General features: G+C 72.9%; 9 protein-coding genes. 3 read left to right on the forward strand and 6 right to left on the reverse strand.

Translation table 11 applies throughout. The annotated features are described in order from the left end of the window. Nucleotides 1-55: 55 nt before the first annotated feature. Entirely contained in the window at nucleotides 56-1,693 is a 1,638-nt protein-coding gene (locus ACIPK4_RS33050) for a penicillin-binding transpeptidase domain-containing protein (RefSeq protein WP_402319645.1), read from the forward strand. 233 nt (nucleotides 1,694-1,926) lie between these two features. Here ACIPK4_RS33050 and ACIPK4_RS33055 read toward each other — a convergent pair whose 3' ends face one another. From ACIPK4_RS33055 to ACIPK4_RS33070, 4 genes are all read right to left on the reverse strand, one after another. Next, complete coding sequence (locus ACIPK4_RS33055) at nucleotides 1,927-3,096, reverse strand: serine hydrolase domain-containing protein (RefSeq protein ID WP_402319648.1); 1,170 nt, start codon at nucleotides 3,094-3,096, stop codon at nucleotides 1,927-1,929. 69 nt (nucleotides 3,097-3,165) lie between these two features. Continuing rightward, a complete protein-coding gene (locus ACIPK4_RS33060; protein ID WP_402319651.1) occupies nucleotides 3,166-3,948 on the reverse strand; it encodes an energy-coupling factor ABC transporter ATP-binding protein in 783 nt (260 codons plus the stop codon). Continuing rightward, nucleotides 3,936-4,697, reverse strand: a complete 762-nt coding sequence (gene cbiQ / locus ACIPK4_RS33065; protein ID WP_402319654.1) for a cobalt ECF transporter T component CbiQ — start codon at nucleotides 4,695-4,697, stop codon at nucleotides 3,936-3,938. The genes ACIPK4_RS33060 and cbiQ overlap by 13 nt, the downstream gene beginning before the upstream one ends. Before the next feature lies 1 nt (nucleotide 4,698). Continuing rightward, nucleotides 4,699-5,802, reverse strand: a complete 1,104-nt coding sequence (locus tag ACIPK4_RS33070; protein WP_402319657.1) for an energy-coupling factor ABC transporter permease — start codon at nucleotides 5,800-5,802, stop codon at nucleotides 4,699-4,701. Between the two features lie 181 nt (nucleotides 5,803-5,983). Between ACIPK4_RS33070 and ACIPK4_RS33075 the strand changes: the two genes are divergently transcribed. After that, complete coding sequence (locus ACIPK4_RS33075; protein WP_402319660.1) at nucleotides 5,984-6,427, forward strand: SsgA family sporulation/cell division regulator; 444 nt, start codon at nucleotides 5,984-5,986, stop codon at nucleotides 6,425-6,427. 123 nt (nucleotides 6,428-6,550) lie between these two features. On the opposite strand, the gene ACIPK4_RS33080 is transcribed toward ACIPK4_RS33075, so the two are convergent. Both ACIPK4_RS33080 and ACIPK4_RS33085 read right to left on the reverse strand, forming a co-directional pair. After that, complete coding sequence (locus tag ACIPK4_RS33080; protein ID WP_054226667.1) at nucleotides 6,551-8,752, reverse strand: MMPL family transporter; 2,202 nt, start codon at nucleotides 8,750-8,752, stop codon at nucleotides 6,551-6,553. A 114-nt stretch (nucleotides 8,753-8,866) separates the two neighbouring features. Beyond that, a complete protein-coding gene (locus ACIPK4_RS33085; RefSeq protein WP_402319664.1) occupies nucleotides 8,867-9,457 on the reverse strand; it encodes a TetR/AcrR family transcriptional regulator in 591 nt (196 codons plus the stop codon). A 153-nt stretch (nucleotides 9,458-9,610) separates the two neighbouring features. Between ACIPK4_RS33085 and ACIPK4_RS33090 the strand changes: the two genes are divergently transcribed. Then, a complete protein-coding gene (locus ACIPK4_RS33090; RefSeq protein ID WP_402319667.1) occupies nucleotides 9,611-12,892 on the forward strand; it encodes a S41 family peptidase in 3,282 nt (1,093 codons plus the stop codon). Nucleotides 12,893-13,037: the final 145 nt, after the last annotated feature.

Below are 13,037 nucleotides of genomic sequence, written 5' to 3' on the forward strand. Positions count from 1 at the left end.
ACCAGGGGTTCTTTGAACGCGTTCAGAGAACTGGGGACCACGGGGAGGAAAGTACGTGAACGGGGCGGCGAAGGGTGCCATCGTCGGCGGGGTGTTCCTCGCGATGGTCGGCGGGGCCGGGTACGGGGTGTACACACTGGTCGACGACGCCGGCGGGGACGGCGGTGAGGCCAGGGGCGACACCACCGTCCAGGCCGCGAAGGCCGGCAGCGGGCCGGTCACCGACAAGGAGGCCGCCCAGACCGCGAAGGCCTTCCTCGCCGCCTGGGCGGCCGGGGACGCGCGCGCGGCCGCGGAGCTGACGAACAACGTGCAGGCCGCGCAGACCGCCGTGGCCGACTACCGGGCCAAGGCGTACGTGTCCAAGGCCGTGATCACCCCGGGGACGCAGACGGGCACGACCATCCCGTTCAGCGTCGCCGCGGAGGTCACGTACCAGGGCGCCGCCAAGCCGCTGGCGTACGAGTCGAAGCTGACGATCGTGCGCGGTGCGACCAGCGGGAAGCCGCTCGTCGACTGGCAGCCCTCGGTACTGCACCCACAGCTGCAGAAGGACGAGAAGCTGCGCGCCGGCGCCCCGGCGGCCCCGCCGGTCAAGGCCGTGGACCGCAACGGCGAGGAGCTCAGCGCCGAGAAGTACCCGTCGCTGCGGCCGGTCCTGGACGAGCTGCGGCAGACGTATGGCGGCAAGGCGGGCGGCAAGCCGGGCGCCGAACTGTGGATCGAGCCCGCCACGGAGGGCGCGCCGAAGCGGACGCTGCTGACGCTGGCGGAGGGCGAGCCGAGCACGCTGAAGACCTACCTGGACGCCAAGGTGCAGGCGGCGGCCGAGCGGGCCGTCGCCAAGTACCCGCAGTCCTCGGTGGTCGCCGTCCAGTCCGGCAACGGGCACGTCCTCGCGGTGGCCAACCACCGTACGGACGGCTACAACGCGGCGATGTGGGGCGCGCGGGCCCCCGGCTCGACGATGAAGATCGTGACGGGGGCGATGCTGCTCGACCGCGGCGTCGTGGCGGCCGACCGGCCGGCGGAATGCGTCAAGGAAGCCCAGTGGGGCGGCCGCACCTTCCACAACCTGAACAACTTCGAGCTGCCGGGTGCGAGCTTCGCGACCGCCTTCGCCAAGTCCTGCAACACCGCCTTCATCAAGGAGATCGACGACGTCAGGGACGACACGGCGCTCTCCAGGGAGGCCAGGGAGGTCTTCGGCATCGGCCTGGACTGGAAGACCGGCGTCAAGTCCGTCGACGGCAAGGTCCCCGAGGCCTCGGGCGCCGCGGCGGCGGCCGCATACATCGGGCAGGGCCAGGTCACCATGAACCCGCTGAACGTCGCGTCCATCACGGCCACAGCACGCAGCGGCCGGTTCCACCAGCCGCTGCTGGTGCCCGCGGACCTCGACGGCCGGACGATCGCGACGGCGGCGCGGCCCATGAAGGCCTCGGTGCAGCGGCAGCTGCTCTCGATGATGCGGCTGACGGCGACCAGCGGGACGGCTGCGGCCGCGATGTCCTCGGTCGGCGGCGACAAGGGGGCCAAGACCGGCTCGGCGGAGGTCGACGGCGCGGGCAGCCCCGACAGCTGGTTCGCCGGATACAGCGACGACGTGGCCGCGGCGGCGATGGTCGAGGCCGGCGGCCACGGCGGCGACGCGGCGGGCCCGATCGTGGCATCGGTGCTGTCCGCGTCCTGACGGAACAGGCCCGGAGACGAGGCGGCGCCGCGCCGGGGGCCGGCGCCAGGCTAGGGCAGGGGCCGGGCTAGGGCAGGGGCCGGGCTAGGGCAGGGGCCGGGCTGGGGTGGGGCCCGGGGACGAGGCCGGGCCGTGGACGAGGCCGGGCCTGAGCCGAGGCCGGCCTAAGCCGAGGCCGGGCCTAAGCCGAAGCCGGGCCTGAGCCGAGGCCGCCAGGGCCCCGCCCCCGGCCCTCAGAGGGAGGCCTTGACCGCCCGGACCAGCGCCTGGGCCCGGGGGTCGGCCGTGACCGACTTGGCGTGGGCGTTGGTCACGTAGCCGAAGCCGATCCCCGCCTCCACGTCCGCGAAGGCCAGCGAGCCGCCGCGCCCCGGATGCCCGAAGGACGCCGGGGACAGCAGCGGTGACGCCGGGCTGTGCAGCATGTACCCGGGGCCGAAGCGCGTGTTGACGACCAGCACCCGGTCCGGCCCGGCCGAGAGCTCCGTACCGGCCAGCCGGAGCGTCTGCGGGGTGAACAGGCCCGTGCCGTCCTCGGTGTCGCCCAGCAGCGCCGCGTACACCCCGGCCAGACCGCGCGCCGTGCCGATGCCCGCCGACGCCGGGAGTTCGGCCGCCCGGTACTCCGGGGCGTTCTCGTCCGGCAGCGGAGTGATCGCGGCGAACGCGCGCCGGGTCAGGGACTCCGGGTCGGCGTACGCCTGCGCGACGTTGCGCTTGGGCCGGGTCCGCAGACCCCCCGCGGTCTCCGGCGGATCCACCGGACCCACCCGGCCCACCCGGCCCGACTCCGCCTCGGCCCGCGGCAGGCCGATCCAGAACTCCAGCCCCCGGGGGCCCGTGACCTCCTGGGCGAGCCACTGGCCCAGCGAGGCCCCGGTCACCCGCAGCACCAGCTCCGAGAGCAGCCAGCTGTACGTCTGCGCGTGGTAGCCGTGGGCCGAACCCGGTTCCCAGAAGGCGCGCTGCTCGGCGACCGCACGCGCCCCGGAGAGCCCGTCCGCGGCCTCGGCGGGCGTCAGCGGCACGTCCAGCGCCGGCACCCCCGCCCGGTGCGCGAGCAGGTCCCGGACCAGCGTCCGCTCCTTGCCGCCCGCCTTGAACTCCGGCCAGTACGCCGCCACCGGCGCGTCCAGGTCGAGCAGTCCGCGCTGGTGCAGCAGCAGCGGCACGACGGCCGCCACGCCCTTGGTGGCCGAGCGCACCACCTGCGCGGTACCCGCCTGCCAGGGCCCGTCCGCTGCGCCGTCGACGTCCCGGGGGCCCGCCCACAGGTCGACGACCTTCCGGCCGTCCCGGTACACGGCCACCGCCGCGCCCCGGTCCCCGAGCACCTCGAAGTTGCGTACGAAAGCGTCCCGGACGGCCTCGAAGCCCGCCGCCACCTCACCCTGGATGTTCACGAGCGGTCCAACAATCACCTGGTCCGACTTATGCCGACGCTCGCCACGCTCGCCCGCTTGCCACGCCCGTCATGCCACCGACACGGACCGCGGGTCGAAGCCGAAGGGGAGCTCCAGCCGGTGGGCCCGCATCAGCTCCTCGTCGCACAGCAGGTCCTGGGTGCGCCCGTCGGCCGCGATGACGCCCTCGCTGAGGATCACCGAGCGCGGGCACAGCTCCAGCGCGTACGGCAGGTCGTGTGTGACCATCAGCACCGTCACGTCCAGCGCCCGCAGGATGTCGGCGAGCTCGCGCCGTGACGCCGGGTCCAGGTTGGACGAGGGCTCGTCCAGGACCAGGATCTCGGGCCGCATGGCCAGTACGGTCGCCACCGCGACCCGGCGGCGCTGCCCGAAGGACAGGTGGTGCGGCGGCCGGTCCGCGAAGGCCTCCATGCCGACCTGGGCCAGCGCCTCGCGGACCCGCGCCTCCAGTTCGGGGCCGCGCAGTCCGGCGGCGGCCGGGCCGAAGGCCACGTCCTCGCGCACGGTCGGCATGAACAGCTGGTCGTCGGGGTCCTGGAAGACGATGCCGACCCGGCGCCGGACCTCGGCGAAGTTCCGCTTCTCGACCGGCAGCCCGGCCACCGTCACGGTGCCGACACCGCCGCCGAGGATGCCGTTGAGGTGCAGGACGAGCGTGGTCTTGCCGGCGCCGTTCGGCCCGAGGAGGGCCACCCGCTCGCCCTGTCCGACGGTCAGGTCCACCCCGAAGAGGGCCTGGTGCCCGTCCGGATAGGCGTACGCGAGGCCGGAGACCTCTAGGGAGGCGGGAGAGGCGGGGGCGGCAGGAGAGGGAGTCACAGGGTCCATCCCATCAGACAGACGGCGAGGGCCGCCGCCGGGAGTACGGCCGCGTACGCCCACTGGGCGCGGGTGGCCACGACGTCGTCGATCACCGGCATCGAGCCGGCGTAACCGCGGCTGACCATCGCGAGGTGGACCCGCTCGCCGCGCTCGTAGGAGCGGATGAACAGGGCTCCGGCGGTCTTGGCCAGCACCCCCCAGTGCCGGACGCCGCTGGCCTCGAAGCCGCGCGAGCGGCGGGCGATGGACATCCTGCGCAGCTCGTCGGTGACCACGTCGCCGTACCGGATCATGAACGAGGCGATCTGCACGAGCAGCGGCGGCAGCTTGAGCCGCTGGAGCCCGAGCAGCAGCGCCCGCAGTTCGGTGGTCGAGGCGAGCAGGACGGACGCGGCGACCCCGAGCGTGCCCTTGGCCAGGACGTTCCAGGCGCCCCACAGGCCCGGGACGCTGAGCGACACGCCGAGCACCTCCACCCGCTCCCCCTGCGCCACGAACGGCATGAGCACGGCGAAGGCCACGAACGGGACCTCGATCAGCAGCCGCCGCAGCAGGAAGCCGGCGGGGATCCGGGCCGCTGCGGTGCCCGCCGCGACGAGGACGGCGTACAGGCCGAAGGCCCACACCGCCTCGCGGGGTGTGGACACGACGACCACGACGAAGCCGAAGGCCGCGGCCAGCTTGCAGTGCGGCGGCAGGGCGTGGACCGGCGAGTGGCCGTGCCGGTAGAGCTTGTGGGCGTGACCCGCGCCCATGTCAGAGCGCCGTGGAGGCGGTCGGGGCGGCGGAGGCGGCCGTGAGGTCCTCCGCACGCCGGCGGCGTACGGTCCAGAAGATCCCGGTGCCGACGGCGACGGTCGCGCCGACGCCGATGACGCCGGCGAGGCCGCCGGAGAGACGGGCGTCGCCGACGTCCTTGACGCTGTAGTCGGCGAGCGGGGAGTCGGCGGCGGCGTGCTCCTTCACCTTCTGGTCGATGCCCCTGTCGGCGGCGACCTTCTCCAGGCCGTCCGGGCTGGAGGAGGCGTAGTAGGAGACGAAGCCGGCCAGTACGAGGGCGGTGACCAGGCCGGTGATCCACACCGGCTTCGCGGACCGGGCGGCGGCGGGTGCCGCGGCCGGGGCCGGCGCGGCGGCGGGGGCGTCGACCAGCTCGCCGCCGACCCGCAGCTTCAGCGGCGCGGCCAGCCCGCGCGCCCCGTGCACCAGGTCCGGCCGTACGGCGAGGACGGCGCCCACGGTCGCGGCGGTGATGACGGCCTCACCGATGCCGATGAGGACGTGCACGCCGACCATGGCGGTGAACACCTTGCCGAGCGGGACGTCGGTGGTCCCGCCGAGGGCGTAGAGGAGGGTGAACATGACGGCCGCGCCGGGCACCGAGAGCAGTGCACCGGTGAAGGCGGCGACGGTGACCGAGCGCCGGGTGTCGGGCAGGAGCTTCAGCAGCCCGCGGAAGACGGCGTAGGCGACGACCACGGTCACGACGGCCATGTTCATGACGTTGACGCCGAGGGCGGTCAGGCCGCCGTCGGCGAACAGGACGCCCTGCATCAGCAGGACCACGGACACGCACAGGACACCCGTATAGGGGCCCACGAGTATCGCGGCGAGGGCTCCGCCGAGCAGGTGTCCGCTGGTGCCGGCGGCGACGGGGAAGTTCAGCATCTGGACGGCGAAGATGAACGCGGCGACGAGCCCGGCGAGCGGGGCGGCCCGCTCTCCGCCAGAGCCTTCGGCCTGGGAGGTACCCCCAAGTTCTCTGCGGGCGCCGCGGAGGCTGACGGCCACCGCGCCCGCGGCGGCGACACCTGCGGCGATGGAGACGGGGGCGTCGATGAAGCCGTCGGGCACATGCATGGGGGTGCTCCGCTTCCTGCGGTCTTTGAGCTGACAAAATCTTTAGCCGCTCAAGAATAGTGCCCAGTTGCAAATGGTTGGCAAGAGCGTCCACCCCACAAATGCGGCCGCGCGGATTCGTGGGAATGTGCGACGCTGGGGGCACTACGGACATATATGTTCCGATTAGAGGAGTCTTGTCGTGTCAGCCACCGCCGAGAATCCCCCCACGACGGCAGCGGCCGCCGGCGTCGCCACCGCCGTCGCCACGACCGCCGCCGCCGTCGCCGCCGCCGTCGTCGAGGACCGCGTCACCGCCCGCGTGATCAGCGACGACCCGCTCTTCCGGAAGATCCCGGTCGCCCTGCGCTTCGCCCCCGCGGAGCCGCTGGCCGTACGGATCGTCTTCCCCGCCGGCCTCTCCCCCGAGGGCACCGACAACGAGTGGGTCTTCCCCCGGGCCCTCCTCGAAGCGGGACTCCAGGCCCCGACCGGCACCGGCGACGTACGCGTCTGGCCGTGCGGGCGCGTCCAGGCGGTGGTCGAGTTCCACTCCCCGGAGGGGGTCGCGGTGGTCCAGTTCGACATCTCCGCGCTGCGCCGCTTCCTGCGCCGCGCGAACGCCGCCGTCACCCGGCAGGCCTAACGGACCGGCCCCGCACCTGACGATCAGGTGCGGGGCCGGTCCTCCCGGTGCGAACGTCCGGGCGGACGGACGGGCGGACGGACGGGCGGGCGGCCGTCCGGGCGGACGGACGGACGGACGGGATCAGGCGTTGACGAGCTCGCGGTCCTTGTCCGGGCCCTGGCCGGACCCGTCGGCACCTTCGAGGTGCTTGCGCAGGCTCTCGCCCTCGACATCGACGTTCGGCAGCAGCCGGTCCAGCCACTTGGGCAGCCACCAGGCCTTGTGCCCGAGCAGTGCGAGCACCGCCGGGACGATCGTCATGCGGACGACGAACGCGTCGAAGAGGACGGCGATGGCGAGACCGAAGCCGATCATCTTGATCATCTGCTCGCTGGCGCCGATGAAGCCGGAGAACACCGCGATCATGATGACGGCGGCCGCCACGACCACCCGCGCGCTGTACTGGAAGCCGGTCACGACCGCCTGGCCCGGGCGCTCGCCGTGGACGTACGCCTCACGCATCCGGGTGACGAGGAAGACCTCGTAGTCCATGGCCAGGCCGAAGACGACGCCCACCATGAAGATCGGCATCATGCTCATGATCGGACCGGTCTGCTCCACCCCGAAGACCGAGCCGAGCCAGCCCCACTGGAAGACCGCGACGACGGCGCCGAGGGCGGCCACCACCGAGAGCAGGAAGCCGAGGGCCGCCTTGAGCGGGACCAGGATCGAGCGGAAGACCACCATCAGCAGCAGGAAGGCGAGACCGACCACGAGCGCCAGGTAGGGCAGCAGCGCGTCGTTCATCTTCTGCGAGAAGTCGATGTTCATCGCGGTGGCGCCGGTGACGAGGACGTCGTCGCCGCTGCCGTCGCGGATCGTGTGGACCAGGTCCTCGGTCTGCACGGAGGACGGGCGGTCCTTCGGGATCACGGTGATCACGGAGGCGTCGCCGGCCTCGTTCGGGGTCGGCGGCATGACCGCGGCCACGCCCTCCAGGCCCTTGATCCGGGCCTCGGTCGCGTCGGCGAGCTTCTTGTCGCCGTCGACGACCACCATCAGCGGGCCGTTGAAGCCCGGGCCGAAGCCCTCCGACAGCAGGTCGTACGCCTTGCGCTGGGTCGTGGAGACCGGCTGGGCGCCGTCGTCCGGCAGGCCCATCTCGAGCTTGCCCGCCGGGATCGCGATGGCGCCGAGGCCGATGACGCCGACGAGCAGCACCATGACCGGGCGGCGCAGGACGAAGCGGGCCCAGCGGGTGCCGCCGTTGGGCTTGGGCTCGGCACCGGCGGGCCTGCCCTTGCCGAACAGCCTGCTCTTCGTACCGGCGGGCAGGACCTTCTTGCCGGCGAAGCCCAGGATGGCCGGGACCAGGGTCAGGGCGACGAGGACGGCGATGACGACGGTGCCGGCGGCCGCGAAGCCCATCTTGGTCAGCATCGGGATGTTGACGACGGCCAGGCCCACGAGGGCGATGACCACGGTGAGACCGGCGAAGACGACGGCGGAGCCGGCGGTTCCGGCGGCGCGGCCCGCGGCCTCGTCCCGCTCGCGGCCCGCGGCGAGCTCCACGCGGTAGCGGGAGACGATGAAGAGGGCGTAGTCGATGCCGACCGCGAGGCCGATCATCATCGCGAGGGTGGAGGTGGTGGAGCCGAGGTCCAGCACGTTGGCGAGCGCGGTGATGGAGGAGACGCCGATGCCCACGCCGATGAGCGCGGTCAGCAGCGGCAGTCCGGCCGCGACCAGCGAACCGAAGGTGATGACGAGGACGATCGCCGCGATCAGGATGCCGACGATCTCCCCGGAGCCCGTCTCGGGGGCCGTCATCAGCGCGTCGCCGCCGATCTCGACGGTGAGCCCGGCGTCCTTCGCCGCGGTGCCGATGTCCTTGAGCGCGTCGCGCGTGTCGTCCTTCAGCTCCATGCCGGTGACGTCGTACTTGACGCTCACGTACGCGGTGGAGCCGTCCTGGCTCACCGCGTGGGCCTGGTACGGATCGGTGACCGAGGCGACCTCGGCCTTGCCCGGGCCGTCCTTCAGACCGGAGACGATCTTCTCGACCTCGGTCTTGTACTTCGGGTCGTTGACCGAGGCGCCCGCGGGCGCCTTGACGACGATGCGGGCGGTGGCGCCGTCGGCGGCCATGCCCGGGAACTTCTTGTCCAGCACGTCGAAGGCCTTCTGGGCCTCCGTGCCGGGTATCGAGAACGATCCGGAGGTGGGCGCGGACGCCGTCGCCGCGCCGAAGCCGGCGGCGAACAACAGCGCCACCCAGACGAGGGCGACGAGGCCGCGGCGCCGGAAGGCGCCCCGCCCGAGTCGGTAGAGGAAGGTGGCCACGGAGGCGGTCTCCCGTTCAGGTCGTGGGATGGATCCGGGATGGATCAGGGCGTGGAAAGCCGGCCCGACGACGAGAGCGGCGTGTCAGGAGCAGCGGGATGGAGTCGCGGGGACTCAGACTCCGAGGGCGGGGAAGACCACGGAGTCGATGAAGTCGGCGAGGAACGCCTGGTCCACGGGGCGGTCCTCCATCAGCGGCAACGCGATGAAGGCGCCGATCAGCATGTGCGGCACGAACCGGATCGCGGGGCAGTCCGGGGCGACCTCGCCCCGCTCCACGGCCCGCCGCAGGATCTCGTCGAGTCCGGAGATCTCCGGCTCCATGAGCAGTCTGCGCAGTGCCTGGTGCAGTTCGGGGCTCTCGTGGACGGCGTGGGCGAGGCCCCGCAGCAGTGCGGTGTCCTTCGCCATCTGCGCGTTGTCGGAGAGCTCGACCATGCGGTGGAAGTCGCCGCGCAGCGAGCCCGTGTCGACCTCCCGCAGGGAGGTCGGCTGGGTGCACCGCAGGGCCTTGGCGACCAGCTCGGGCTTGCTCCCCCACTGGCGGTAGAGGGTGGCCTTGCTGGACCTGGTACGGGCGGCGACCGCGTCCATGGTCAGCGCCTCGTAGCCGACCTCGCGGAGGAGGTCGAGGACCGCCTCGTGGAGCTCGGCTTCCCGCTCGGGGGTGATCCGGCTGCGCCGCGACGAGAGTTCTTCGGACATCTCCGGCACCTCCCTTCCGAACGAAACCGTTTCGTACACCAATGACGATACCCCGGTCGCGAACGAAACGAAACCGTTCCGTTTCGCTTGCCCGCGTGGCATGGATCACCTGTACGAGTTGCCAGGCCCCTCCGGCCCGGAAAGCATTGTGGGGTGAGTCACGACGTCGCGTACCTCCGCTTCCCGCACCTCCACGACGATCTGCTGTGCTTCGCCACCGAGGACGATCTCTGGGTCGCCCCGCTGGTCCCCGACGGCCACGCCCCCGGCCGGGCCTGGCGGATCACCGTCGACCGGACCAGGGTCGGCCACCCCCGGTTCTCCCCCGACGGCCGCCACATCGCCTTCACGACCTGGCGCAGCCTCGACCCCGAGATCCACCTGGCCCCGGTCGACGGCGGCCCGGCCCGCCAGCTCAGCTACTGGGGCGCCACCGACACCCGTGTCTGCGGCTGGACCCCGCCCGACAAGGACGGGCGCAGCGACATCCTCGCCGTCTCCTCGCACAGCCAGCCTTTCTCGTACTTCGCCTGGGCCTACAGCGTGCCGACCGACGGTTCGCCCGGCGGCAAGCTCCCCTGGGGGCCGGTCTCCGACATCGCCGTCCACGAGGAGCCGGGCGGCGAGCGGCGCACCCTGCTGCTGACCGGCAAGCCACCGCACGAACCCGCTGCGTGGAAGCGCTACCGCGGCGGCGCCACCGGCCGGCTCTGGCTGCACGGCCGACAACTGCTGGAGGACATCGAGGGCCATCTCGACGCCCCGATGTTCGTGGACGGCCGCATCGCCTTCCTCTCCGACCACGAGGGCATCGGCAACCTGTACTCGTGCCTGCCCGACGGCACGGATCTGCGCCGGCACACCGACCACGAGGAGTTCTACGCCCGGCACGCCTCCAGCGACGGCACCCGCGTCGTCTACCAGTGCGCCGGGGACCTCTGGCTCGTCGACTCGCTGTCCGCCGACGCGGCCCCGCGCCGGCTCGACGTGCGCCTGGGCGGGCCCCGCGCGGGCCGCCGTACGTACCAGGTGCCGGCCGCCAGCCACGTCGACTCGCTGTCGGTCGACGCCACCGGCCGGGCCAGCGCGGTCGTCGTCCGCGGCAGCCTGTACTGGCTCACCCACCGCGACGGTCCGGCCCGGACGATCGCCGACACCCCGGGCGTGCGGGTCCGGCTGCCCGAGATGCTCGGCAGCAGCGGGCAGGTCGCGTACGTGACGGACGCGGAGGGCGAGGACGCGATCGAGATCGCCTCCCTCCCGCGGGCCTCCGGTGACCGGGAGCCGCGCCGGCTGGCCTCCGGCGAGCTGGGCCGCGTGCTGGAACTGCTCTCCGACCCGGACGGGGAGCGCCTGGCCATCGCCTCCAACGACGGGCGGCTGCTGCTCATCGACGCGAGCGAGGAGTCGGGGGGCGAGGTCACCGAGCTGATCCGGTCCATCAACGGGCCCGTCACCGACCTGGCGTTCTCGCCCGACGGGGCGTGGCTGACCTGGTCGCACCCGGGCATCGGGCGCTCGCTGCGCCAGATCAAGATGGCCCGGATCTCCGGCCCCGGCCCGCGCTCGATCGTGGACGTCACCAACGGCCGTTTCGAGGACGAGAATCCGGTCTTCACCCGGGACGGCCGCTACCTGGCCTTCCTCTCGTGGCGCGGTTTCGACCCGGTGTACGACGTCCACACCGGCGACCTGTCGTTCCCGCTGGGCTGCCGCCCGTACCTGGTGCCGCTGTCCTCGGCCACCCCCTCGCCGTTCGCGTACACCCCCGACGGGCGCCCGGCGGCGGGCGGACTCGACCCGGGCGAGGGCGAGGCCGCCGAGGGCGAGGGCACGGTCATGGTGGAAGTGGAGGGGCTGGAGAGCCGCGTGACCCCGTTCCCGGTGACCGCGTCGAAGTACTCGGCCCTGTACCCGGTGCACGGCGGCGGACTGGTCTGGCTGCGCTGGCCGATCTCCGGCGCGCTCGGCGAGACGTTCGCCAGCCCGACCGACACCAGCGGCAAGCCCACGCTGGAGCACTTCGAGATCACCAAGGCACGCAAGAGCGAACTGGCCTCCGGACTCGACTGGTTCGCGGTCAGCGGCGACGGCACCCGGCTGGTGATCAACGACGACGGGGACCTGCGCGCGGTCCCGGCGACCGAGTCCGGCGACAGCGATTCCACGGTCTACCTGGACCTGCGGCGCATCCTGCACGAGGTGGACCCGGCCGCAGAGTGGCGCCAGGCGTTCGAGGAGGCCGGGCGGCTGATCCGCGCGTACTTCTGGGAGCCGAACATGTGCGGCATCGACTGGGACGGGGTGCTGCGCCAGTACCGCCCCCTGGTCGAACGGGTCGCCTCGCCCGACGAGTTCGCGGACCTGCTGCGCGAGGTGCTCGGCGAACTCGGCACCTCGCACGCGTACGTCTCCCCCGCGCGCCGCAACGAGGGACCGCCGCACTACCACCGGCCGATCGGCCTGCTCGGCGCCAACTTCGTGCACCGCGAGGAGGGCTGGACGCTCGCCCGGATCCTGCCCGGCGAGTCCTCGGACTCCAAGGCCCGTTCCCCGCTCGCCGGCACCGGCATCCGGGAGGGCGCCGTGCTCACCCACATCGACGGGCGGCCCGTGGACCCGGTGGCCGGGCCCTATCCCCTGCTCGCGGCGGCCGGCGGCACCACGGTCGAGCTGACCTTCGTACCCGCCGAAGGCGAGGGCCGGCCCCGGCGGGTCGCGATCGTGCCGCTGATCGACGAGCGGCCGCTGCGCTACCAGGACTGGGTGTCCAAGCGGCGCGCGGTGGTCCGGGAGCTCAGCGGCGGCAAGTGCGGCTACCTGCACATCCCCGACATGGGCGGTTCGGGCTGGGCGCAGTTCAACCGGGACCTGCGGATGGAGATGTCCCGGCCCGCGCTGATCGTGGACGTACGCGGCAACGCGGGCGGGCACATCAGCGAGCTGGTGGTGGAGAAGCTGACCCGCTCGATCCTCGGCTGGGACCTGACGCGCAACGCCCAGCCGGTGTCGTACGCCTCCAACGCGCCGCGCGGCCCGATCGTGGCGCTGGCCGACGAGGCCACGTCCTCGGACGGCGACATGATCACGGCGGCCATCAAGCTGCTCGGGCTCGGCCCGGTGGTCGGCCAGCGCACCTGGGGCGGCGTGGTCGGGATGACCGGCCGGCACACCCTGGGCGACGGCACGGTGATCACGGTGCCGATGAACGCCGCCTGGTTCCCGGAGTACGGCTGGTCGGTGGAGAACCACGGCGTGGAACCGGACCTCGCGATCCTGCGCACCCCGCTCGACTGGGCGGAGGGGCGGCACGCGCAGATGGACGACGCCGTGGAGCTGGCCCTGGAGCTGCTGGAACAGGAGCCGGCCGCGGTGCCCCCGGGTTACGCGGACGTACCGGACCTGCGGCGCCCGAAGCTGCCGCCGAGGACGTAGGGCGCAGGACACAGGTGGTGCGGAAGGGGGGGGGGGCCGGGGGGGGGGGGGGGGCGCCCCCCCCGGGGGGGGGGGGGGGGGGGGGGGGGTAGGGTGCGGGCATTAATCCAGACTAAGGGGTATGTAAGGGCCAGGTCGCCGCGTA

This window comes from Streptomyces sp. NPDC086989 (assembly GCF_044745505.1).
Taxonomy (GTDB): Bacteria; Actinomycetota; Actinomycetes; order Streptomycetales; family Streptomycetaceae; genus Streptomyces.

Bases quoted from the DNA above. Each gene is read 5' to 3' on its own strand.
- ACIPK4_RS33060 (WP_402319651.1), bottom strand. From the start codon at position 3,948: ATGGACCCTGTGACTCCCTCTCCTGCCGCCCCCGCCTCTCCCGCCTCC.
- ACIPK4_RS33085 (WP_402319664.1), bottom strand. From the start codon at position 9,457: ATGTCCGAAGAACTCTCGTCGCGGCGCAGCCGGATCACCCCCGAGCGG.
- cbiQ (WP_402319654.1), bottom strand. From the start codon at position 4,697: ATGGGCGCGGGTCACGCCCACAAGCTCTACCGGCACGGCCACTCGCCG.
- ACIPK4_RS33070 (WP_402319657.1), bottom strand. From the start codon at position 5,802: ATGCATGTGCCCGACGGCTTCATCGACGCCCCCGTCTCCATCGCCGCA.